Raw genomic sequence first — 21,647 nt, forward strand, 5'->3', positions numbered from 1 at the left:
GTAAAATAGAGTGACTCGGTTATCTCGCCTGCCTCAAGCATCCCTTGTGGCTGCTACCTTCCGGTCCTGACCAGGTTTAGGCGTTAAAACCGCGAAAGGCCGAGTCAAAAACATATTAGCAATTCTTGATTAAAAAAGATACATAAATTTATTATGTTACCTTCAGACCTCGTTAAATATAAAGAACAATCTCAAAAAATTATTGCACTTACTGCATGGGACTCTATATCAGGATCTATTGCAGAACAAGCTAATGTTGATCTAGTCTTAGTAGGAGATTCCTTAGCAATGGTCTGTTTAGGATACAAATCTACATTGCCATTAACTTTAGAAAATATAATTTATCATACTAATGCTGTTTCAAGGGGGTTCAAAAAGAAAATTGAAGAACAACCTTTGTTAGTTACCGATATGCCTTTTCTGACTTACCAATGTGGAGAGGATAAAGCTGTTGAGTATGCAGGAAAAATAATTCAAAGCACTTATGCAAAAGCTGTAAAAGTAGAAGGGGCTGAACCAGAAATACAAAAAGTTATTTCTAGATTAATAAGAATGGGAATCCCTGTTATGGGTCATATAGGTCTTACACCACAAAGCTACTTAAATCTAGGATTAAAGAAACAAGGAGAAAGCTTAGAAAGCCAAGAAAAAATAAAGAAAGATGCTTCTATTCTTGAAAAATTAGGGTGTTTTTCAATAGTTCTTGAACATATGCCTGAGTTGCTTGCTAAAGAAATACAAAATAACTTAACAATTCCCACAATAGGCATCGGTGCAGGTAATTTTTGCGATGGGCAAGTAAGAGTTACTGCAGATTTATTAGGCCTTAATGATGATCAACCACCATTTTGCCAACCGATAATTCAAGGGAAGCATTTATTTAAGGATAAATTAAAAGAATGGGTAGACTCTGAAAGACTTAACTAATCACCTACATTTTGTCATAAGTAGAGATTCGCTGAGAAAGCAGTATTTGCAGTAGTTTATAAGGATATTAAGAATCTAACAAGACTTTCATTTAATAACTAAATTTATTTATATTGCTCTATATTTTGTTTATTCCAGCCCTTATTATTATCTTCTATATATATCCAGATATTTATAATACCTAAAACAGCAACCACTAATGCTATAAAGACGAGACTTTTTCTATTTGATGCTTTATTTTTTTTTGTAAATTCTTCCATTAATGGCTCTAACTCTTTTTGGACTTCTGGATCTTTTGATTTCTCCAAAACCCTCAAATTAAAAGCTTTAGGTTCATCTATCCTAATTGCTCTAAAGTCTTCAAAGTCTTTATGATCTAACGCCCATTTTTTCCATTTTGTCCATTCTTCAACTTGAGTTTTTTTCTTTGCCATACCGATTATTCCTCCTTTCAATGCAGTGCCAACATTTATTTCTTTCAAAGAAGCTGAGTCTATATCTACTTCATATCTCTTCAGGAACTCGACTATTACAGCATCAAGACTTGGAACTGGTTTAGGTCTAAATTCTGGTTTCTTTTTTCTATAAATTCAATTTGTTCCTTTGTGTAATCCATCAACTAATTTCTCTATTTCCCATTATTTTAGATCGACTGTCAATCATTTTATATTTTTTAAATTTGCTTCACCTTTTGTCAAAGAAGTTTTCGAAGGAATTTATTTTATTATCTAGAATTCTCTTAGAACTAGTGATGGCAATGGTTTTAGCTATGACAAAGAGGGTATGATTAGTCTTAATTAATCTCATCCCACCACTTAAACATGGAAATAAGAATTTGATTGCTTAGCTCCATCCCTTTAGGTTCACTTAAAAAGAATCTATTCCCCTTTCTAACTAATAGTCCACTTTCAAGAAATCTTTCCCATTCTTCAAGTAATTTACTCAAGTTACTTTCAAATTTTTTATTTTCCCAGTTTTGTTCTTTAAACACCTCATAGATATCTATACCCTCTTTAAGTCTCATTCCCAACATTATTTTCTCATCAAGTTCTTTATAGACAAAATCCTTATTAGTGAGGGATGAATCTAAATTAAGTTCGTATTGCCTAATTACCCATTCTTTATATTCTTTACTAACTCTTGGTCTAGTTAACTTTTCCCCCCAAGGTGAACTAGTGGAACCTTGACCAAAACTCCACCAGCCTGAACCACTCCAATAAACTCTATTATGTCTCGATTGATGCCTCGGAAGACAATAGTTTGAGATTTCATATCTTGAGTACCCTGAGTTTTTTAAAATTACATGTGTTACTTCACTATTTCTAAAAGCCTCTTCATCACTTGGAACTTCTAATTTTCCTAAATTAACTAATTTTTTAAAAACAGTTCCATTTTCAATATTTAAATCGTAAATGGAAATATGAGGTGGTAAAAACGTTATTGCTTTATTTAAGTCATCTTGCCATTCTTTAAATCCACTTAGTGGCAAGTTTTGAATTAAATCTAAGCTCCAGCTTTTTATTAGCCCATTATCAAATACTCTCTTCAACCATAAACAAGATTTTTCAGCATCTTCTCTCAAATGCCTCCTGCCAGAATTTTGAAGGATCTGATTATTAAAACTTTGCACTCCGAGACTAAATCTACTTATCCCAGCATTTATGAATCCATAAAGATCATCTTCATTAAAACTAGCTGGATCAACCTCCATAGTAATTTCAGCACCATAGTCAACTCCATAATTTTCTTTAAAAAGATCAATTAACTCTTTAATTTGTTGGGGATCCAAGATTGATGGTGTGCCGCCACCAACATAAATTGTCGAAAGAGGTGATTTATGCTTAATTGACAATATTTCTTTGGATAAATAGTGCAAATATTCTTTAACAGTTTTACTTCCATAACCATGTAAAGTTTCAACTTTATTTCCTAGTGGAATAACTGCAAAATCACAGTAAAAGCACCTTCTATGGCAAAAAGGAATGTGCACATAAGCACTTCTTGGAAACTTATTCATAATCTAAATACATTTTTAAGCTCCAAAAAAAAGTATTAAGGATCGAAAAAAATAAAATCCTTATTTACTCAATTAATAAATCCTAGTAGATTATAGATATGACAGATATCTTAGTATTAATTTTATTTGTATTGTCTGGCGCTGCTTCAGGATGGCTTGGGGTTGATTTATTGCCCGTAGACATACTCAAACAGGTATCTAATGTAGAGGGTTTTAGAATTGTTTTAGCGATAATAGGTCTTTTTATAGGATTAGCAGCTGGTTTTGTATTCCTTCAACTTAGAAAAACGTTTCTTGATCAAATAAGAACAATGCCTACGGACTTATTAATAAGTAGGTCAGTTGGATTAATTTTAGGATTACTTGTTGCGAATCTCTTACTTGCTCCAATACTATTAATTCCCTTCCCAAGAGAAGTTTTTTTTGCAAAACCCTTAGCAGCTATATTAAGCAACATTTTCTTTGGTGTGCTTGGTTATAAGTTAGCCGATACCCATGGAAGGACATTATTGAGAATATTCAATCCAAATAATACTGATGCATATCTAGTGAATGAAGGAATACTTCCTGCTGCAAGTCCAAAAATTCTAGATACCAGTGTAATTATCGATGGCAGAATCAATGGCCTATTAAGTTGCGGCTTATTGGAAGGTCAAATAATTGTTGCTCAAAGTGTAATTGATGAATTACAAACTCTAGCTGATTCAAGCAGTAACGAAAAAAGGTCAAAAGGCAGAAGAGGTCTTAAATTATTGAAAGAATTAAGGGATTTATATGGGAGAAGACTCGTAATAAACCCAACAAAGTATGAAGGTAATGGGGTAGATGAAAAACTCTTGAAAATTACTGAGGATATGACAGGGACTTTAATTACGGCTGATTATAACCTCTCTCAGATTGCTGAAGTTAAAGAATTAAAAGTTATGAATTTGAGTGATTTGGTTATTGCTTTAAGGCCAGAAGTACAGCCAGGAGAATCACTAAATATAAAAATCGTGAGAGAAGGCAAAGAAAAAATGCAAGGTATTGGATATTTAGATGACGGAACAATGGTTGTTATTGATGAGGCTAAGAATTTTGTGGGAAGCAGATTAGACATTGTCATCACAGGAGCATTACAAACTCCCACTGGAAGAATGGTCTTTGGAAAACTAATAAATAATCCTGAGTCAAACAAATCTTTTAAATCACCAGCGACACAGGGCTAAATATAGCTAGAATCAAATCAATCTTAATTTTGTGATACAAATGACTGTATCTGCTCCTTATTACGGTGAAAACACTGTTATGAGGACCCCGCCCCCTGATCTACCCTCTCTTTTACTGAAAGAGAGAATCGTCTATCTTGGTTTGCCATTATTTTCTGATGATGATGCCAAAAGACAACTAGGAATGGATGTTACAGAGCTAATCATTGCTCAACTTCTATATCTAGAATTTGAGGATCCAGAAAAACCTATCTATTTCTATATAAATTCAACCGGGACAAGTTGGTACACAGGCGACGCAGTTGGTTTCGAAACAGAAGCTTTCGCTATATGCGATACGATAAGCTACATTAAGCCTCCAGTACATACAATCTGTATCGGACAAGCAATGGGGACTGCAGCAGTTATCCTCTCATCTGGTACAAAAGGGCAAAGAGCCGCTCTGCCACATGCCTCTATTGTTTTACATCAGCCTATAAGCGGAGCAAGAGGTCAAGCAACTGATATCCAAATAAGAGCTGAGGAAGTATTGAAAAATAAAAAATCAATGCTGGAGATTTTATCTCGTAATACTGGGAAGACTATCGAAGAACTATCTAAAGACTCAGACAGGATGAGTTATCTCAATCCTCAGGAAGCCTTAGATTATGGAGTTATCGATAGAATACTCACAAGTCAGAAAGATTTACCAAATAAAATTTAACTCTCACAAACAACTACTTTAAAATCATGCCAATAGGAACTCCAAGTGTGCCTTACAGACTTCCAGGAAGTCAATACGAAAGATGGGTTGACATATATACAAGACTAGGTGTTGAAAGAATTCTTTTTCTTGGACAAGAAGTAAATGATGGTATAGCAAATAGCCTTGTTGCTCAAATGCTTTACCTTGATTCTGATGACAATTCCAAACCTATCTATCTATATATAAATAGCCCAGGAGGATCAGTAACTGCTGGCTTGGCTATATACGACACTATCAAATACGTAAAAAGCGATGTAGTAACAATATGCGTAGGCCTCGCAGCCTCCATGGGTGCGTTCCTATTGGCCGCTGGAACAAAAGGTAAAAGAGTTGCTTTGCCCCACAGCAGAATAATGATTCATCAACCCCTTGGAGGAACATCCCAACGCCAAGCAAGTGATATTGAAATAGAGGCTAAGGAAATTTTAAGAATTAAAGATATGTTAAACATGTCTATGGCGGATATGACAGGTCAATCATTTGAGAAAATTGAAAAGGATACTGATAGAGATTATTTTCTAAGTGCAGAAGAGGCAAAAAACTATGGCCTGATTGATAGAGTAATCACACATCCAAGCGAAGCAAATCAGTCTTAAATTTTCTAAATTAATATTTTAATTTTAATTTTTAAATTAATAATTTATTGGTTTATTTACACGTTTAATGTCTAAAATATTAATTATCAAATGCAAAGAAGCTACAACTAATGACCCAACTCTTTTACGACACAGATGCTGATCTAAGTCTTTTAAATAAGAAAACAATAGCAATAATTGGATATGGTTCACAAGGTCACGCACATGCCTTAAACCTTAAAGATAGCGGTATGGATGTAATTGTAGGATTATATAAAGGAAGTAAGTCTGAAGGTAAAGCAGTTAGCGATGGTCTAAAAGTTTTTAGTGTTTCTGAAGCTTGCGAAAAAGCAGACTGGATTATGATTCTCCTTCCAGATGAGTTTCAGAAAGATGTTTACCTTAAAGAAATAGAACCAAATTTAAAAGAAGGAAAGATATTAAGTTTTGCTCATGGCTTTAATATTAGATTTGGACTTATCAAACCTCCTAGTTTTGTGGATGTTGTAATGATTGCCCCAAAAGGACCTGGACACACTGTTCGTTGGGAGTATCAGAATGGTCAAGGAGTTCCTGCATTGTTCGCAGTAGAGCAGGATTCTTCTGGAAATGCAAGATCATTAGCGATGGCTTACGCTAAAGGGATTGGCGGAACGAGAGCTGGGATTCTTGAAACAAACTTTAAAGAAGAAACAGAAACTGATTTATTTGGCGAACAAGCGGTTTTATGCGGAGGCTTATCAGAACTAGTCAAATCAGGCTTCGAAACGCTAGTAGAAGCAGGATATCAGCCAGAACTTGCTTACTTTGAATGCTTACATGAAGTTAAACTTATTGTTGATCTAATGGTGAAAGGAGGATTATCTCAAATGAGAGATTCCATTTCAAATACTGCAGAATATGGAGATTATGTAAGTGGCAAAAGACTTATCAATAGTGATACAAAGAAAGAAATGCAAAAAATTCTAAAAGATATTCAAGATGGGACTTTTGCTAAAAACTTTGTCGAAGAATGCGATAAAAATAAACCCTTAATGACAAAATTAAGAGAAGAGAACTCAAAACATGAAATTGAGAAAGTCGGTAAAGGTCTTCGCTCTATGTTCAGTTGGCTGAAATAAATTTATTTTTTATTTTTCTTGGATCTATTGGTTTTGATTTATTAATCGGCGACCCAAGATTTCTTATCCACCCTGTTCAAATCATTGGCTTCTACATAAAAAAAATATCTGATTACCTCATAAATAATTTTGGAGAAAATAAAAAGATATTGTTATGGGGTGGTTTCATTGTCGCTATATCTACTATTGGTTTGAGTTTCAGTTTAGGGAAATTAATAGAACTAAGTTATGTGCAATCAAGAAATAATTTTTTTAGTGGGCTTTTAATTTTTTTGGGACTTTCAAGTTGTATTGCTACTAATGGACTTATTTCAAGTGTAAAAGAGATTGCAGAGCTAATAGAAGGCAAGGAAATTAATGATCAAAATAATAGACTAATCAAAGTGAAGGTTCAAAGAATAGTAAGTAGGGATGTAAGTTCATCTTCTATAGAACATCTTTTGAGATCAAGTACCGAAAGTCTTACCGAAAATTCTGTTGATGGAATATTTGGACCATTATTTTGGATTTTTATTGGAATTATTTTTATGAAGTTTTCATTTTTTCTACCAGGGCCTTTGTCACTTGGTTTTTCTTATAAAGCAATAAGTACTTTAGATTCAATGTTAGGTTACAAATATGATTACTTTAGATATTTAGGTTTTTTCAGTGCAAAAATCGAAGATATCTTTACGTTTGTTCCTTCAAGATTAGTTTTAATCACATTACCTTTAGTTGGTTCCAAAGTTAATGAGTATGTACCAATAATAATAAAAAGTTATCTTGATGGTAAAAAATATGATTCGCCTAATGCTGGGATTTCAGAAGCTATATTTGCTTATATTTCGGGTATTAAATTGGGAGGAAAAAGTAAATATAAAAATGAAATTATTGAAAAGCCAATAATCAATGCGACTGGAGATAATTGTACTGGAGAGAAAATTAAATTAATTTGTCAACTAATTTTGAGATTACAATTTTTATGGATAATAATTTTTATCTTAATTTTTTTATGCTTTCGAGTTTAATTTAATAATAAATTAGTTTAAAAATTATTAATATAAATAAAAAAGACTCTATGCAAGAAAAAGACTCTCCAATGGAAAATCAAAATGATGATTTTACTAATAAATCATCAACTGATAATGAATATTCAAAATGGGTAGATAATCAGGGTGATGAAGTCAAGAATGTTTTTGGATTTAATAGTAGCGCTGAGCTTGTGAATGGTAGAGCAGCAATGATCGGATTCTTAATGCTAATATTAACCGAGTTGGTTTTTAGCGGCAGACCTGTGACTTCTTCAATTTTTGGCATCAATTAAAAATGGAAGAAAAAAAATCTAATCCAATAAAAGTATTCTTATACATATCTGTATGGGTAATAATATGGGGAACATTAGGTTCTTTCATAGATTATCCTCTTTATAAAAATAAAATTTACTTAGAAGGAAGCATATATCAGTATCTTACCTTCACAATTACAGGGATAATATCCATAATATGTGCAAAGTTTTTTTATAAGAAATTTGAATTATAAAAATTTATACCTAAATTTCTTAATAATTTTAGCTGGTTCTTTGTTTTCATTTGACTCGTAAAGTATCCACTGATGTGTTTCAGTATCATGATCACACTCATAATTACCGGATAATTTATCGTAACTTGAGAGATCTGAATGACAATACTGATCTGCCTCAAAAGCAGAGTCAATACCTGTTAAATAATATATAAATAATAAAAAAAGTGCTAACAAAAAAAATATTTGAAAAACTAAATTAACGACCTTCATAAAATTTTCTAAAATTTAAATATATCATCTAAAAAAAATTTTCGATCTAAAAATATAGTCAACGTCCAATATTTAAAACAAAGTCATGGAATTTTTGATTATTTAGATACAAGATAACTATGAGTAATAAAATTCCATTCAAGCCAAGTACTATTGATGCAAGAATATTTTGTTGTTTTTTACTTGGCAAAGTATAAGTAATTTTTTTGTCTTTAATAAAAGAAGGTAAGAATTTATTTTCTTTTTTTACATCTTTTATTTCAGTATCATTCTTAACTTCATTATCAGAGAAACCTTTTGACATTAAAACTTAAATAGCATTTTTATAATATTCCAAAAAAAGAAATTATTTTAATAATTAACAATTTTTAATCACATATGGAATCATAAATGAAATTCTTTTCTTGGACAAACTTTTTAAAAAATAAGCTTCAATAAGTTCAGACTGCAACCCCAATAAACTTGATTGACACTTGAATCTATTTTGATCGAATACTACATATTGAAGTTTTTCTAATTTAGAAACTAATTCTCTACAAATTTGGTTTTGAGAATCTTTAATACATTCACTAGATTGCTTTAAAATGTTGGATTTTGTTGGTATTGTTTCTGCTATAACAAAATTAGATAGCAACAAAAGTTTTAGGAATAAAGTAGTTAAAAATTTCATTACTTCTTAAGACCTCAAAATTTGGGATACCTTGTTAAAAGTTTTGGTCATTGAGCTAAAATCATTTTATTGCAATTAAAAAAAAAAGATGCCCAAAAAGAGCACCTTAGTATTTCAGGAAGAATTAGATTAAAAAAAGATTACCCTTGAACTCTATCCTTAAAAAGTTTACCTGCTGAGAATGTAGGAACTCTTTTAGCAGGTATTGCTATTTTTTCGCCTGTCTTAGGGTTTAATCCCTGTCTTGCAGAACGATCTCTTGGCTCAAAAGAACCAAATCCTAGTATGGAGACTTTTTTGCCTTCCACTACTGAATCAACAATAGTTTCAATAGCTGCATCAACAACTAAAGAAACATCCGTTTTTGTGAGCTCAGTACGAGCTGCTACAAGATTTACTAAATCAGCTTTGTTCATTGAATTGTTTGTAAAGCGGAGATTCAAAAGACAAGAGTTTTAATCAAGCCTAAAAACCTCGAACTTGCATATCATATGGAGCAAATACGAATACGGCAACCGAAAATGACGGCGGCGCAAAGCTTTATAAAAATATTAGAGAAATTTTTAGCTAAATAATTAATTTATTAACCGCACATTTTTCTCATATAAAAATTAGCATCCATATCTAAAAATCAGCTAAAACCATTAGCAGTACTGGCTTTAGCCTTAAAAAATCTAACTTCATTTATCAAAGGAAAAATGTCAAATGGTAATGAAGTTAAGAATGTGAACTATTTATTATATTTTATTAATATTCAGATATATTTCCTTCTCATCACATGAAACAGCATAATTTGTATTTTGAAATCAAGAGAAATCTGGTTGTCTCATGCTTAAACTTTCTCTCTAAATCGTTTTAATAACTGAGCAGATTAATGGATAAATTGCAATAAGTTAGAAATTTAGTATTCTCCAAGATTTAATGGAGTTGATTAGTGAAACCTTAAATTTTAGTTTTTTTTTAGATTTTGCATCTATTATTCAAATATCAGTAATTTGAATAAATTATCTCAAAATTTAATTCAGCAATGATAAAGAGACAGTGACTCATATCAATAAAGGTAACCCATTTCCTCTAGGAAGTTCTCTAACTGCAAAAGGAGTTAATTTTTCCCTAATAGCCACAAATGCAGCATTTGTAGAAATCTTGTTGTTTGAGAAAGAAGACTCTATTTCCCCAAAAAACATATTTAAACTAGATCATAATCATAACACTGGTCCCTACTGGCATGCTGAAATAGAAAATCTTAATGAAGGTTGTATTTATGCTTTTAGAATAAATCAAAAAAATAATGGGATTAACAATAATTACGAAAAAAAGGTTTTACTTGATCCATGTTCAAGGGGTATTACTGGATGGGGAATTTATAAAAGAGAAAATGCATTAAATACGAATGACAATACTAATTCTTGTCTTAAAAGCGTAGTTTGCGACAGAAAATTATTTAATTTTGAAGATTATCCAAGACCAAAACATTCTTGGGAAGAAACAATTATTTATGAACTCCATATAAGAGCCTTTACTGAGTCAACGGATAAAGATAAAAGTTGTTTTAAAAAATTTTTGAAAAAAATTCCGTATCTCAAGGAACTTGGTATTACAACAATTGAATTGCTTCCAGTTTTTTGTTTTGATCCAACTGATGCACCAAATGGTTTAGAAAATTTTTGGGGTTATAGTCCAATCAATTGGTTTACACCGCATTTTGAATATCTTTCGAATGAGTCTGCAGAAAAGAATAGAGAGGAATTTAGAAGATTAGTAGAGGAATGTCATAAAGCAGACATTGAAGTAATCTTAGATGTTGTATACAATCACACCTCTGAGGGAGATTCCCAAGGACCTGTAATATCTTGGAAAGGTATAGATGAAAATCTTTATTACTTTATTGGAAAAGATAAAAATTATCAGGACGTCTCTGGGTGCGGTAATACTATTGCAGCAAACAGAGGATTAGTTAGAAAACTAATAATTGAATCATTAAAATGTTGGGCGAGTGAATTAGGAGTTGATGGTTTTAGATTTGATTTAGGAATTGCCCTATCAAGAGGAGAAAATCTTTCGCCACTAGATAATCCTCCAATTTTTGAAGATATAGAATGTGAACCAGAACTTATTGATATCAAATTCATAAGTGAACCATGGGATTGTGGTGGTTTATATAAATTAGGTGATTTCCCATCTAAGACTACTTTTACTTGGAATGGCCATTTTAGAGATGATTTGCGAAGATTTTGGAAGGGAGATAAAGATACAGCTTGGAATATGAGCGATAAAATAAAAGGTACTCCATCTATGTATAAAGAAGATAATATTTTCCCAAAATCAATAAATTTTATTACTTCACATGATGGATTCACTCTAAAAGATTTAGTAACATTCAATAGAAAACATAATTTTGCTAATAGAGAACAAAATAGAGATGGAGATAACCATAACAATTCTTGGAATCATGGTACGGAGGGACCAACTAAAAACTTATTAATCAATGATTTAAGAAAAAGACAACAAAGAAATCTTATTCTTAGTTTACTTATCTCTAAAGGTGTTCCAATGATTCTAATGGGTGATGAAATAGGAAGGTCCCAAGGAGGCAACAATAATTCTTGGTGCCAAAATAATTTATTGGGTTGGATGAATTGGGATCATGATCAACAAGATTTGGAATTATTAGAATATTCTAAATACGTTATAAAAATTCGAAAAAAACTAATAAACATTTTTAATCCATCATTCTTACCTAACAATCAAAACCAAAAAAATATTCCAATATATCATTGGCATGGAACAAAGTTAGATAGCCCCGACTGGAGTAGTTGGTCTCACACAGTTGCCTTTAGCATAAACAAAGGCAAAACTAATCCTCTGGTCTGGATAGGTTTAAATGCATATTCAAAAAGTATCGATTTCCCCTTACCAAAATGTAAATATAATTGGTTAAAAGTTATTGATACCAGCGCACCTGAGATTTTCGAACCCTTAACAATTAATGAAAAATCTGTTTCAATAAAGAGTAGAAGCTCTTTATTAATCATTTCGGAAGAAGTATTTGGGGCAAAAAATAATATATTCTAAAAGCGGGCGGCGGGAATCGAACCCGCATCTTCAGCTTGGAAGGCTGAGGTTTTACCACTAAACCACGCCCGCATTAAGTAATAGAATTACCATTGCAATAATACATTATCAAACAATCAACAAAGTAAAAAGATTGGAAAATTCACACTCGAACAGAAATATCATTAGATCAACAACAAGGTTAATGTTCTCTTATGGGCTAGGAGATGCAGGAACGGGTTTAGTCGCGACGCAATTTGGTTTTTTCCTGTTCAAATTCTTTATTTCTGCTGGTTTACCAGTAATAATTGCAGGCTCATTATTAATGTTAATAAAAATATGGGATGCAGTAAATGATCCGTTAATTGGATGGTTAAGTGATCGTACTAAATCAAGATGGGGCCCCAGAATACCTTGGATGGTGGCAGCATCTGTTCCTCTTGGTTTGTCTTTAGCTGCAATTTGGTGGACTCCATCAGGTTCAGTGCTCAACAAAACTGTTTACTATGCCTTAATTTCTATAGTCGTAATGACTGCTTATACAAGTATTAATCTTCCTTTTGCAGCCCTATCAACTGAAATTTCTGAAAAAACAGCCATAAGAACAAGGTTAAACGCATCTAGATTTACTGGCTCAATAATTGCTGGACTAACTGGCTTGATAATCGCTGGATTTGTTTTAGGTTCTGAAGGATCAGCAAATAATGAATATTTTTTAATGGGTAAAATAAGTGGGTGTATTGCAGTTACCACAACATTAATATCCTGTTGGGGATTGGCTCCATTTGCAAAAAAAGCAAGAAGACCTTCAGGGAAAGCAGAAGCCATAACACTTCAATTCAAAAGGATCTTCAGAAATAAAAAATTTCTCAAAGTTATTACGCTTTATATTTTGCTCTGGTGCGCCTTACAATTAATGCAAACAGTAGCGTTAATCTATGTAGAGGATGTACTTAGGGTGCCAACAGATATTGCGAAATGGATCCCGATACCTTTCCAAATTAGCGCCTTAATAGGTTTACAAATATGGACAAGAGTATCAAATAGATTGAATAGAATTTCAGCCTTAAACTATGGAGCGATTATGTGGATTATTTCATGTACAGGAGCTTTATTTTTACCTTCTTTATCAAAAGTTTCAGAAGTTGAGGATATCCTACTTCTAAATACAAGCAATATACTTTTGTTCATCCTTTTAATATTTATAATCTGTCTTATTGGCATTGGAGCTTCAACTGCTTTTCTTATACCTTGGTCGCTACTTCCTGATGCAATAGACGAAGATCCAGAAAAACCAGCAGGATTATATACTGCTTGGATGGTACTTATTCAGAAGATTGGCATCGCATTAAGTGTTCAATTATTAGGCTTTTTGTTGTATTTATCTGGTTATCAATCATGCTTTGTTGATAAAGATAGTTTAAATATTATTGAACAATGTACATCCGCACAATTAACGATTAGATTATGTATTGGTTTTATACCCTCAGTATTAGTAATAATTGGTCTTTTAGTTATGAGGGGATGGGATCGAAAATTAATTAAGAACTAATATAGAGATTTATGTATTACCCTAAGTTTTTCAAAAGACTTCTAAGCAGCATAATGATTGGCGGGCAAGCAATTAATTTTATCTTTAGAGGTAAAATTTCCAAAAATGATCTTTTTGAACAACTAATGGAATCAGGGCCTGGAAGTTTGTTAATTGTATTAATTACAGGAATAGCAGCAGGGACAGTCTTTAATATTCAAGTTGCATCACAATTGACAAGCATGGGGGTATCAAGTGAAATAGGAGGTTTATTAGCAGTAGGAATGGCTAGAGAAATGGCTCCTCTTCTAACTGCTACTTTAATGACTGGGAAAGTTGCCACCGCTTATGCTGCTCAACTGGGCACTATGAAAGTTACAGAACAAATTGATGCTATAACAATGTTAAGAACTGAACCAATCCAATATTTGGTGGTTCCAAGGTTACTATCGATGGTAATAATGTCTCCAATACAGTGTCTTTTGTTTTTATCTGTAGCTTTATGGAGTGGACAAATTTGGAGCACAATTTTTTATAAAGTTCCTCCAATAGTTTTCTGGACATCTGTAAGATCAGGTAATGTAAGTTTAACCAGTACAGACTTAACTTCAATGTTAATAAAATCTGTAGTGTTCGGATTAATTATTTCAATTATTGCCTGTGGATATGGACTCACTACTAAAGGTGGTCCAAAAGAAGTTGGGACAAGTACAACAGGCGCTGTTGTAATGACTCTCGTTACTGTATCTTTAATGGATGTATTATTAACACAAATATTATTTGGATGATTCTATGTTTAACACTAAATCAAAAAAGGAAGACTCAGTTATCATATCTCCATCATTTCAGTTACCCGTCATTGTTATATTTTTAAGTTTTATGCTTTTATTTTTGAATATTGGTTCTTTGCCAACAATAGTTTGTGCATCTTTTAGCTTTTTTTTATTGCTTCAGTCATTTACCTTAAGAATAAAAATAACAAATGATGATTTTATCGTTTTACAATTAGGGAAGGAGATTAGAACTTTTCCATTCAAGAACTGGATATCATGGAAATTCTTTTTTCCTAGTATCCCAGGTATTTTTTATTTTAGGGAAAAGTCTAGTCCTCATTTATTACCAATATTATTTAATCCAAAGCAATTAAAAGATGAACTTTTAAAAAAAGTTGACTCCCTGGAAATTAAAAATTCCTAAAATTCACTGTTTGCTTAATCATCAAAATTATTTAAATGACCAATACAGAAATTTCAAACAATAATCCTGAAAAGGAATTAATAATAGGTAAGTCAATTTCAGATGATAAAACTAAACAAATTAGTAAGAAAAACACAACGCAAAATAAAAAGATTGCTCCAAAAAGCGACAAAACGAACAAATCTTTTGATGAAATTTCTAATGAGATTTTTAGCGATCTCACTACAAAAAAAGATTGTTTACTTAAAGAAATTAAAGAGTTAGAAACAAAAAAAAATGAATTAGAAAAAGATATTGAGTCAAATTTTAAAGGACAATCAGATAATATCGCTAAAAGAGTTAAAGGCTTTCAAGAGTACTTAACTGGGGCTTTGCAGAATCTTTCACACAACGTAGAGAAACTAGAATTAGTTTCTCAACCAATAATCGTAAAGCCATCTCCCCTAGATGAAAAAAAACAAGAAAATAGTACAAATAATATGATGAATGTTCCTGCTCTTTCAGAAACATTTAAGCCAGATGAAAAGATTATTAAAAGTTGCTTTTCAACTTTTACAGAACAACCTGATTTTTATGCTGAACCTTGGAAATTAAGACGTAGTCTTGATTCATCAGATATAGAAATTATGGATGATTGGTTCTTTAACATGGGAGGGAGAGGTTCTCTTGAAAGTAGAGGATCTCGACAAAAAAATGCATTATTATCAGCGGGTTTAATATCTATTCTTGGCGAATTATATGGAGATCAGTTTCAGACTCTTATTTTAGCTTCGCAGCCTGAACGATTAGGAGAATGGAGAAGAATTCTCCAAGATTCACTTGGTCTCACAAGAGATGACTTTGGACCTAATAGTGGGATTGTTCTTTTTGAAAGGCCTGAAGGTGTCATCGAAAGAGCTGATAGATTAGAAGCTAATGAAGAATTACCATTTATTATTATTGATGCAGCAGAAACATCTGTTGAAATTCCAATACTTCAATTCCCATTATGGATTGCATTTGCTGGCTCAGATAATGAAATTTACGATGATCTTGAACTAAACTAATTCTTATGAATATTTTAATAATTTTTGTAAGTTATCTTTTAGGATCACTTCCCACAGGTTTTTTAATTGGGAAATATCTTAAAAATATAGATCTAAGAAATATAGGTTCTGGATCTACAGGTGCCACAAATGTCTTAAGAAATGTAGGAAAATGGCCAGCACTTATTGTTTTTATTATTGATGTTGGGAAAGGTCTTATTGCAGTAAAAATTGCTCAACATTACACAGACCAAGGATTAATAGAAGTAATAGCAGGCATATCGGCTATCACAGGACATATATGGCCAATATGGCTTAGAGGCAAAGGTGGGAAAGCTGTTGCAACTGGATTAGGTATGTTTTTAGCCCTTTCCTGGAAAGTTGGACTAGCATCTCTTGGAATTTTTTTAATAGTATTAGCAAAAACTAAATTTGTATCTTTATCAAGTATTTCAGCTGCAATTTTTCTTCCTTTTTTTATGTTTTTTTACTTAGGTAATTATATGCACTCATACTTTTTTATAAGTTTAATTGTGGCACTATTAGTTATCTGGAAACATAGAACAAACATAACAAGATTGCTAAAAGGAGAAGAATCCAAAATTAATCAGAATCAATAGATTTAAAAATCTCTATCAGAGCTTTATTAGGGTCTAAAGCTTTTGATATTGATCTACCAATGACCAATTTAGAAGCACCATTATCTATGGCTTCATTAGGAGTCATAATTCTATTTTGATCATCTTTATTATCAATCTTTAATCTAATACCAGGTGTTATTAGTTCAAAATTGTTCTTATAAATCGATCTCAACATTTTTACTTCCCAAGGGGAACAAACACATCCATCTAATTCTGCATCAAAAGACAACTTTGCAAGCCTCAATACATTATCTTCAATTGAATTTTTCCGATCAAGATCAGTTTGAAAATCTTTAAGAGAAAAACTTGTTAAGACAGTTATACCTACAACAAAAGGAGGTTTTAAATTGGCCAAACTTGCTCCTTCTAAAGATGCTTTTTTTGAATCCTGAAGAGCTTTAAGACCTGCTGAAGAATGTACAGAAATTATATCAACCCCTAATTTTGACACTTGGAAACAAGCTGCGCTCATGGTATTTGGAATATCATGAAATTTTAAGTCTAAAAAAATTTTTTTATTTAAACCTTTTAATATTTCAACAACTCTTGGGCCTTCCCTCACAAAAAGCTCTAAACCAACTTTCACCCACTTAATACTAGGACATTTTTCTAGAAGTAATTTTGCTTGATTTAGATCTAGTCCATCAATTGCCAATATTATTTTATCTTCTGAATTAAATCTATTTTTCATTTATTTTTAGTTTTCAAACCTCTTAATGATTTTTTTTCCAATTTGTAAAATTTTACCTTCTAAATCTTTTTTTGAGTCAAAAACTATATCGGGATTTATTACTTTCTGGCTATCAATCTTTACTCCGCCGCCTTTTATAGATCTTTTGGACTCACTGCTAGATTTGAATAATTTTAAAGAACTTAGCAAGTAAAAAAATTTAACCGGAAAAACAATATCTTTTAATGAAATCTCTGGAATTTCTCCAACTTTCTCTTTATGTCCAAGGAATAATTTTTCGCAATTAGATTGCGCTTTTGATGCTTCTTCGGCACCGTGAAATAAAGTAGTAACCTCTAAAGCCATTCTTCTCTGCAATTCACGAGGATTTGCATCATTAAGAACACTTAAATCTAATTCAGTAAGTAATTCAAAATAGGTAGGTATTATATTATCTGGTACTTTTTCTAATTTTGAATACATTGAAAGAGAGTCTTCAGTCAAGCCAACGGTGTTAAATTCTGATTTACTCATCTTCTTAATTCCATCTAAACCTGTCAAAATTGGCAGCAGAACACCAAATTGAGGTTCTTGTTTAAAATGCCTTTGCAGATCTCTACCTATTGCAATATTAAATTTCTGATCTGTACCTCCAAGCTCAATATCCGATTGAACTACTACAGAATCATAACCTTGTAATAGTGGATATAAGAATTCATGCAAAGCAATTGGAACTTGTGAATTATACCTTTTATTAAATTCCTCCTTAGCTAGCATTTGACTAACTGTTGCACTACCCATTAATTCAATTATCGAATTAAGATTTAATCCTTTTAACCATTCACTGTTATATCTAATTTCTATTTTATCTTTTGAATCAAAATCTAAAATAGATTCATTAGCTGGCTTTCCCATTCCTAGTTGGGTTAAGTATGTTTTTGCATTATCTTTAACTTGTTTTTCAGATAACTGCACTCTTGTTTTATTTTTCCCAGTTGGGTCGCCTATTTGAGCAGTAAAATCACCAATAATTAAAACTGCAATATGTCCATTATCTTGGAATGCCCTAAGTTTCTTAAACAATATGCTGTGCCCGAGGTGAATATCTGTTCCAGTTGGGTCGATTCCGAGTTTAACCCTTAATTTTTTATTGTTTTTTTTCGCATCATCAATTATCTCCGAAAAAGTTTGATCTATTCCTTTAATCGGGAAGTATTCTTCTATTCCTCTTGACAGCCATGATGGCAATATTAATTTATCTGACATGAAGCTTTAACCGTTAGATTTAAGAAGTTTTATCAAGTTCATCCTTCATTCTTATTAAAGTTTTATTCATCTGATCGAACATTTGATCAGGAGTAATCCCAAATTGGCTTAACTGTGTCTTTAATTGTTCTACTGTCATTTTTGCTTGAAAATCTTCAGACAATTCAAATCTTTTCATAAAAACCTTATAACGATCCATAAGAGATTCCATTTTTTTTATAAACATTTTTTTCCCTTCTCTGTCAAATTTTCCATAATCAGAACCAAGTTTCATGAGGTCTTGGTAATCTGTAAAAAGCTTTTTAGCTTCTTCTTGAACGATGTCTGACTCAAAAAATCCCATTTCTATTTTTTTACTTCGCAAGATTGAGGCTCTATTACAACATAACAAGAATCTTTTAAATTGATTAGAACATTAATAAATTTTAGTTTATAAATAATTCTTTGATTTATATTTTTTCAGAATTAGATTTAGTAGAAATATTTCATAATTATTGGAAAAATTCAACGTAAATAATATTTCAAGCCAAAGTAGGCAATTTGAATTATTTGGTTCAAATGTAAATACATCAATTAATTTTCAACACTCAAATAATCTAAAAATCAAAGGAGAAATCCTGACTGAATGGAGAAATAGAATCCATAATCACCAATTCAAAATTTCAAAAGATATTCACAATAAAACTTTGCATCAAACAAGTCTTCCTATAAATACAATTTCCAATGAAAGAAAAATTGATCCATTTTCCCTGCACCCATTATCATTGAACTTTTGGAGAACCAATCAATATATACACAATGGTCCAGCAATGTATTTTGTAATTGACTCGATGGAGAGTTCTAAAATAATCCTTTATATAGGAGAAACAAATTCAGCAAATAAAAGATGGAAGGGAGAACATGACTGTAAAAATTACCTCATGAACTATAAAGAAGCCCTTGCTCATAACAATCTCTCAAGTCACCAAGATATTCGTTTCTTCTTAGATGTACCTAAAGAAGTAAAATTAAGACGTAAATTAGAACAGCAACTGATATATTTATGGTTACCACCTTTTAACAAAGAAACTCGAGATAGGTGGACAACTACTTTCACAAACAACTAAAAGTTAATTAAATCCATTTTACAAATGCAATTTTCCACATTCCAAAAAAATCTAGATAACTGGCAAGGTGCTTCATTAATTTTTGGGGTTTTAGAGGAAGAAATTGCAAGCCAACTTGAAAACATAAAATTTATTGTTGACCCAAAATTATTACTAAAAAAAGTGACCCAAAAAAAATTCAAGGGAGAAAAAGGGGAAACTTTAAGCTTTGAATTTTTAGATCAAAAATTAGAAACTTTAATCATAGTTGGTCTTGGCAAATCGAAATACCTCAATAAAAGTGATATAGAAAACTCCATAGGAAATCTAATTAGAAAAACTGTTGATAAAAATGAAAAAATCAGTATCTTGCTACCTTGGGAATTAATAAATTCACAACTAGAAATAAATCAATTAGCAGAGTCAGCAAGACTATCTGCTTATAAGGACAATAGATTCAATAAGAAAAAAGATGAAAAAAAAGTTCTTAAAGAAATAGAGTTTTTGAATTTTAAAAGCTTTGAGAATATTTGTTTTGAAGAGGCAGAAAAAATATGTGAAGGTGTAGAACTAGCCAGAAGACTTGTAGCCGCCCCTCCAAATAGTCTTACACCCCAAGAAATGTCTATGCAAGCTTCTCAAATAGCTAAAGATCATGGTTTGGAAGTAAAAATTTTAGAGGCAAAAGAATGTGAAGATTTAGGAATGGGCGCATATTTAGCTGTAGCAAAAGGTTCTGATCTAGATCCTAAATTTATACACCTTACTTTGAAGTCAGAGGGGCCTATAAAAGAAAAGATTGCGATTGTTGGGAAGGGTTTAACCTTTGATTCTGGAGGATACAACCTGAAAGTAGGAGCCTCTCAAATTGAAATGATGAAATATGATATGGGCGGAAGCGCTGCAGTGTTAGGAGCGGCAAAAGCACTTGGAGCAATAAAACCAAAGGGACTAGAAATACATTTTATTGTGGCAGCTTGCGAAAACATGATAAATGGATCTGCAGTACATCCTGGAGATGTAGTTAAGGCATCTAATGGTAAGACAATTGAAATAAATAACACTGATGCAGAGGGTAGACTCACATTAGCTGATGCTTTAACTTACGCATCCGATTTAAAACCGGATTCAATAATAGATCTCGCCACCTTAACAGGAGCTATTGTTGTTGCATTAGGGAATGATGTAGCTGGATTTTGGAGCAATAATGATGATCTAGCAAATGATCTAAAAGCTGCATCAGCCCAGGCTGGAGAAGAATTATGGCGAATGCCCTTACAAAAAGCGTATAAAGAAGGCTTAAAGTCTCATATAGCTGATATGAAAAATACAGGTCCCAGGGCAGGTGGGTCAATAACTGCTGCTTTGTTTTTAGAGGAATTCTTTGATACAGAGATTAAATGGGCTCATATTGATATTGCTGGGACTTGTTGGACTGATAAAAATAAGGGAATTAATCCATCAGGTGCAACCGGTTTTGGAGTTAAAACTCTTGTTCAATGGATTAAAAATAAATAACTATTTTAAAATCATTCAATCCAAAGATTTGTTGATCTAGCGTTATTCCCCCATAATTTATCCAACCTCTGATCTCTCCCACATGAGAATCTATAGAACTTATATTTTAATTCATTTCTCTCAGCAAAATCCTGATGATATTCTTCAGCCAACCAAAATTGACCTTTTGATTTTAGTTCTACAGCTATTTTTTCTAATGGCACTCGCAACTCATTAGAGGCCGAAACAATTGCATTTGTTGCATCACTTTCCTCAGTTGCATCTTTAAAAAATATCACTGGCCTATACGAATCTCCACGATCACAAAATTGACCTTTACCGTCCAGAGGATCAATATTTCTCAAATAGAGCCTAAGTATCTCGGGTAAAGTTACCAATTGGGAATCATAATTAACCAAAACCACTTCCTGATGTCCTTCATGATTTTCGTAGGTAGGATTTTGTAAATCTCCACCTGAATAGCCGCTTTGTACAAAATTTATCCCCTTTAATGACTCTAAATCATGTTCTAAACACCAAAAACAACCTCCTGCAAGAATCAATTCCTCTGCAAAAGCGTTTACAGGATTAATAAATATTGAAAGAGCAATTATTAGAGGTAAGAAATATTTCATTTTTTTATTATAA

Annotated in this window: 25 protein-coding genes, 1 tRNA gene and 1 other RNA gene; 15 read left to right on the forward strand and 12 right to left on the reverse strand. The window is 32.1% G+C overall.

The genetic code is table 11. The features are described from left to right. Positions 1 to 9 precede the first annotated feature (9 nt). An RNA gene (ffs, locus tag PMT9312_RS09380) (signal recognition particle sRNA small type) lies at positions 10 to 106 on the reverse strand. Between the two features lie 47 nt (positions 107 to 153). Here ffs and panB point away from each other — a divergent pair. Then, a complete protein-coding gene (gene panB, locus PMT9312_RS07265) occupies positions 154 to 927 on the forward strand; it encodes a 3-methyl-2-oxobutanoate hydroxymethyltransferase (protein ID WP_011376952.1) in 774 nt (257 codons plus the stop codon). Between the two features lie 104 nt (positions 928 to 1,031). Here panB and PMT9312_RS07270 read toward each other — a convergent pair whose 3' ends face one another. After that, positions 1,032 to 1,409, reverse strand: coding sequence for a hypothetical protein (locus PMT9312_RS07270; protein WP_011376953.1), 378 nt, complete (start codon positions 1,407 to 1,409; stop codon positions 1,032 to 1,034). Positions 1,410 to 1,720: 311 nt separating this feature from the next. Continuing rightward, positions 1,721 to 2,944 carry a radical SAM family heme chaperone HemW gene (gene hemW / locus PMT9312_RS07275; protein WP_011376954.1) on the reverse strand — a complete coding sequence of 408 codons (1,224 nt, stop codon included), beginning with the start codon at positions 2,942 to 2,944 and terminating at the stop codon, positions 1,721 to 1,723. 98 nt (positions 2,945 to 3,042) lie between these two features. Between hemW and PMT9312_RS07280 the strand changes: the two genes are divergently transcribed. From PMT9312_RS07280 to PMT9312_RS07305, 6 genes are all read left to right on the forward strand, one after another. Next, positions 3,043 to 4,152, forward strand: a complete 1,110-nt coding sequence (locus tag PMT9312_RS07280) for a PIN/TRAM domain-containing protein (protein WP_011376955.1) — start codon at positions 3,043 to 3,045, stop codon at positions 4,150 to 4,152. Between the two features lie 40 nt (positions 4,153 to 4,192). Further along, on the forward strand, positions 4,193 to 4,855 hold the full coding sequence (locus PMT9312_RS07285) for an ATP-dependent Clp protease proteolytic subunit (RefSeq protein WP_011376956.1): 663 nt from the start codon (positions 4,193 to 4,195) through the stop codon (positions 4,853 to 4,855). Between the two features lie 26 nt (positions 4,856 to 4,881). After that, on the forward strand, positions 4,882 to 5,493 hold the full coding sequence (locus tag PMT9312_RS07290) for an ATP-dependent Clp protease proteolytic subunit (RefSeq protein ID WP_002807795.1): 612 nt from the start codon (positions 4,882 to 4,884) through the stop codon (positions 5,491 to 5,493). 110 nt (positions 5,494 to 5,603) lie between these two features. Continuing rightward, complete coding sequence (gene ilvC / locus PMT9312_RS07295; RefSeq protein WP_011376957.1) at positions 5,604 to 6,593, forward strand: ketol-acid reductoisomerase; 990 nt, start codon at positions 5,604 to 5,606, stop codon at positions 6,591 to 6,593. Continuing rightward, positions 6,581 to 7,600 (forward strand): adenosylcobinamide-phosphate synthase CbiB, encoded by a 1,020-nt coding sequence (gene cbiB, locus PMT9312_RS07300; RefSeq protein WP_011376958.1) that lies wholly within the window; start codon positions 6,581 to 6,583, stop codon positions 7,598 to 7,600. The genes ilvC and cbiB overlap by 13 nt, the downstream gene beginning before the upstream one ends. Positions 7,601 to 7,650: 50 nt before the next feature. Continuing rightward, positions 7,651 to 7,896 (forward strand): chlorophyll a/b-binding protein, encoded by a 246-nt coding sequence (locus tag PMT9312_RS07305; protein WP_011376959.1) that lies wholly within the window; start codon positions 7,651 to 7,653, stop codon positions 7,894 to 7,896. A gap of 209 nt (positions 7,897 to 8,105) precedes the next feature. Here PMT9312_RS07305 and PMT9312_RS07315 read toward each other — a convergent pair whose 3' ends face one another. The 4 genes from PMT9312_RS07315 to PMT9312_RS07330 form a co-directional block, all read right to left on the reverse strand. Next, positions 8,106 to 8,363, reverse strand: coding sequence for a hypothetical protein (locus tag PMT9312_RS07315; protein WP_011376961.1), 258 nt, complete (start codon positions 8,361 to 8,363; stop codon positions 8,106 to 8,108). Between the two features lie 58 nt (positions 8,364 to 8,421). Beyond that, positions 8,422 to 8,667: a hypothetical protein gene (locus tag PMT9312_RS07320; RefSeq protein ID WP_011376962.1), complete on the reverse strand. Its 246-nt coding sequence runs from the start codon at positions 8,665 to 8,667 to the stop codon at positions 8,422 to 8,424. Between the two features lie 54 nt (positions 8,668 to 8,721). Next, the gene (locus PMT9312_RS07325) at positions 8,722 to 9,033 is read right to left on the reverse strand and encodes a hypothetical protein (protein WP_011376963.1); all 312 of its coding nucleotides are present in this window, start codon (positions 9,031 to 9,033) and stop codon (positions 8,722 to 8,724) included. 140 nt (positions 9,034 to 9,173) lie between these two features. Beyond that, on the reverse strand, positions 9,174 to 9,449 hold the full coding sequence (locus PMT9312_RS07330) for an HU family DNA-binding protein (RefSeq protein WP_011132955.1): 276 nt from the start codon (positions 9,447 to 9,449) through the stop codon (positions 9,174 to 9,176). Positions 9,450 to 10,074: 625 nt separating this feature from the next. On the opposite strand from PMT9312_RS07330, the gene PMT9312_RS07335 reads away from it, so the two are divergent. Beyond that, on the forward strand, positions 10,075 to 12,108 hold the full coding sequence (locus PMT9312_RS07335) for a glycogen debranching protein (protein ID WP_011376964.1): 2,034 nt from the start codon (positions 10,075 to 10,077) through the stop codon (positions 12,106 to 12,108). A 1-nt stretch (position 12,109) separates the two neighbouring features. Here the strand turns inward: PMT9312_RS07335 and PMT9312_RS07340 are convergent. Next, positions 12,110 to 12,180: transfer RNA gene (locus PMT9312_RS07340), tRNA-Gly, on the reverse strand. A gap of 112 nt (positions 12,181 to 12,292) precedes the next feature. On the opposite strand from PMT9312_RS07340, the gene PMT9312_RS07345 reads away from it, so the two are divergent. Genes PMT9312_RS07345 through plsY form a run of 5 tightly spaced genes read left to right on the forward strand, consistent with a single transcriptional unit; the run spans position 12,293 to position 16,460 of the window. Beyond that, complete coding sequence (locus PMT9312_RS07345; protein ID WP_011376965.1) at positions 12,293 to 13,639, forward strand: MFS transporter; 1,347 nt, start codon at positions 12,293 to 12,295, stop codon at positions 13,637 to 13,639. Positions 13,640 to 13,650: 11 nt separating this feature from the next. Beyond that, positions 13,651 to 14,406 carry an MlaE family ABC transporter permease gene (locus PMT9312_RS07350; protein ID WP_011376966.1) on the forward strand — a complete coding sequence of 252 codons (756 nt, stop codon included), beginning with the start codon at positions 13,651 to 13,653 and terminating at the stop codon, positions 14,404 to 14,406. Between the two features lie 4 nt (positions 14,407 to 14,410). Continuing rightward, positions 14,411 to 14,815, forward strand: a complete 405-nt coding sequence (locus PMT9312_RS07355; protein ID WP_011376967.1) for a DUF3119 family protein — start codon at positions 14,411 to 14,413, stop codon at positions 14,813 to 14,815. 35 nt (positions 14,816 to 14,850) lie between these two features. Then, positions 14,851 to 15,861 carry a DUF3086 domain-containing protein gene (locus PMT9312_RS07360; protein ID WP_011376968.1) on the forward strand — a complete coding sequence of 337 codons (1,011 nt, stop codon included), beginning with the start codon at positions 14,851 to 14,853 and terminating at the stop codon, positions 15,859 to 15,861. A 5-nt stretch (positions 15,862 to 15,866) separates the two neighbouring features. Continuing rightward, on the forward strand, positions 15,867 to 16,460 hold the full coding sequence (gene plsY, locus PMT9312_RS07365; RefSeq protein ID WP_011376969.1) for a glycerol-3-phosphate 1-O-acyltransferase PlsY: 594 nt from the start codon (positions 15,867 to 15,869) through the stop codon (positions 16,458 to 16,460). On the opposite strand, the gene pyrF is transcribed toward plsY, so the two are convergent. From pyrF to PMT9312_RS07380, 3 genes are read right to left on the reverse strand one after another with little or no spacing between them, the layout of a single operon-like run. Further along, positions 16,444 to 17,172: an orotidine-5'-phosphate decarboxylase gene (gene pyrF / locus PMT9312_RS07370; protein ID WP_011376970.1), complete on the reverse strand. Its 729-nt coding sequence runs from the start codon at positions 17,170 to 17,172 to the stop codon at positions 16,444 to 16,446. The two genes, plsY and pyrF, sit on opposite strands and share 17 nt — an antisense overlap. A gap of 6 nt (positions 17,173 to 17,178) precedes the next feature. Continuing rightward, on the reverse strand, positions 17,179 to 18,417 hold the full coding sequence (tyrS, locus tag PMT9312_RS07375) for a tyrosine--tRNA ligase (RefSeq protein ID WP_011376971.1): 1,239 nt from the start codon (positions 18,415 to 18,417) through the stop codon (positions 17,179 to 17,181). 19 nt (positions 18,418 to 18,436) lie between these two features. Beyond that, positions 18,437 to 18,760 carry a DUF1825 family protein gene (locus PMT9312_RS07380; RefSeq protein WP_011376972.1) on the reverse strand — a complete coding sequence of 108 codons (324 nt, stop codon included), beginning with the start codon at positions 18,758 to 18,760 and terminating at the stop codon, positions 18,437 to 18,439. A gap of 151 nt (positions 18,761 to 18,911) precedes the next feature. Here PMT9312_RS07380 and PMT9312_RS07385 point away from each other — a divergent pair, with 151 nt between their 5' ends. Beyond that, entirely contained in the window at positions 18,912 to 19,523 is a 612-nt protein-coding gene (locus PMT9312_RS07385) for a hypothetical protein (protein WP_011376973.1), read from the forward strand. Positions 19,524 to 19,547: 24 nt separating this feature from the next. Continuing rightward, positions 19,548 to 21,020 carry a leucyl aminopeptidase gene (locus tag PMT9312_RS07390; RefSeq protein WP_011376974.1) on the forward strand — a complete coding sequence of 491 codons (1,473 nt, stop codon included), beginning with the start codon at positions 19,548 to 19,550 and terminating at the stop codon, positions 21,018 to 21,020. A gap of 11 nt (positions 21,021 to 21,031) precedes the next feature. On the opposite strand, the gene msrA is transcribed toward PMT9312_RS07390, so the two are convergent. Continuing rightward, a complete protein-coding gene (msrA, locus tag PMT9312_RS07395; protein ID WP_011376975.1) occupies positions 21,032 to 21,634 on the reverse strand; it encodes a peptide-methionine (S)-S-oxide reductase MsrA in 603 nt (200 codons plus the stop codon). Between the last annotated feature and the right edge of the window lie 13 nt (positions 21,635 to 21,647).

Origin of the sequence: Prochlorococcus marinus str. MIT 9312 (genome assembly GCF_000012645.1) — a bacterium.
Taxonomy (GTDB): Bacteria; Cyanobacteriota; Cyanobacteriia; order PCC-6307; family Cyanobiaceae; genus Prochlorococcus_A; species Prochlorococcus_A marinus_L.

What these genes read in the sequence shown, in the direction of transcription:
- tyrS (WP_011376971.1), bottom strand. Translation starts at nt 18,417, where the DNA reads ATGTCAGATAAATTAATATTGCCATCATGGCTGTCAAGAGGAATAGAA.
- PMT9312_RS07290 (WP_002807795.1), top strand. Translation starts at nt 4,882, where the DNA reads ATGCCAATAGGAACTCCAAGTGTGCCTTACAGACTTCCAGGAAGTCAA.
- PMT9312_RS07380 (WP_011376972.1), bottom strand. Translation starts at nt 18,760, where the DNA reads ATGGGATTTTTTGAGTCAGACATCGTTCAAGAAGAAGCTAAAAAGCTT.
- PMT9312_RS07345 (WP_011376965.1), top strand. Translation starts at nt 12,293, where the DNA reads ATGTTCTCTTATGGGCTAGGAGATGCAGGAACGGGTTTAGTCGCGACG.
- PMT9312_RS07390 (WP_011376974.1), top strand. Translation starts at nt 19,548, where the DNA reads ATGCAATTTTCCACATTCCAAAAAAATCTAGATAACTGGCAAGGTGCT.
- PMT9312_RS07350 (WP_011376966.1), top strand. Translation starts at nt 13,651, where the DNA reads ATGTATTACCCTAAGTTTTTCAAAAGACTTCTAAGCAGCATAATGATT.
- panB (WP_011376952.1), top strand. Translation starts at nt 154, where the DNA reads ATGTTACCTTCAGACCTCGTTAAATATAAAGAACAATCTCAAAAAATT.
- PMT9312_RS07325 (WP_011376963.1), bottom strand. Translation starts at nt 9,033, where the DNA reads ATGAAATTTTTAACTACTTTATTCCTAAAACTTTTGTTGCTATCTAAT.
- PMT9312_RS07355 (WP_011376967.1), top strand. Translation starts at nt 14,411, where the DNA reads ATGTTTAACACTAAATCAAAAAAGGAAGACTCAGTTATCATATCTCCA.
- hemW (WP_011376954.1), bottom strand. Translation starts at nt 2,944, where the DNA reads ATGAATAAGTTTCCAAGAAGTGCTTATGTGCACATTCCTTTTTGCCAT.
- PMT9312_RS07315 (WP_011376961.1), bottom strand. Translation starts at nt 8,363, where the DNA reads ATGAAGGTCGTTAATTTAGTTTTTCAAATATTTTTTTTGTTAGCACTT.
- PMT9312_RS07305 (WP_011376959.1), top strand. Translation starts at nt 7,651, where the DNA reads ATGCAAGAAAAAGACTCTCCAATGGAAAATCAAAATGATGATTTTACT.
- PMT9312_RS07360 (WP_011376968.1), top strand. Translation starts at nt 14,851, where the DNA reads ATGACCAATACAGAAATTTCAAACAATAATCCTGAAAAGGAATTAATA.
- msrA (WP_011376975.1), bottom strand. Translation starts at nt 21,634, where the DNA reads ATGAAATATTTCTTACCTCTAATAATTGCTCTTTCAATATTTATTAAT.
- PMT9312_RS07285 (WP_011376956.1), top strand. Translation starts at nt 4,193, where the DNA reads ATGACTGTATCTGCTCCTTATTACGGTGAAAACACTGTTATGAGGACC.
- PMT9312_RS07330 (WP_011132955.1), bottom strand. Translation starts at nt 9,449, where the DNA reads ATGAACAAAGCTGATTTAGTAAATCTTGTAGCAGCTCGTACTGAGCTC.
- PMT9312_RS07280 (WP_011376955.1), top strand. Translation starts at nt 3,043, where the DNA reads ATGACAGATATCTTAGTATTAATTTTATTTGTATTGTCTGGCGCTGCT.
- plsY (WP_011376969.1), top strand. Translation starts at nt 15,867, where the DNA reads ATGAATATTTTAATAATTTTTGTAAGTTATCTTTTAGGATCACTTCCC.
- ilvC (WP_011376957.1), top strand. Translation starts at nt 5,604, where the DNA reads ATGACCCAACTCTTTTACGACACAGATGCTGATCTAAGTCTTTTAAAT.
- PMT9312_RS07320 (WP_011376962.1), bottom strand. Translation starts at nt 8,667, where the DNA reads ATGTCAAAAGGTTTCTCTGATAATGAAGTTAAGAATGATACTGAAATA.
- pyrF (WP_011376970.1), bottom strand. Translation starts at nt 17,172, where the DNA reads ATGAAAAATAGATTTAATTCAGAAGATAAAATAATATTGGCAATTGAT.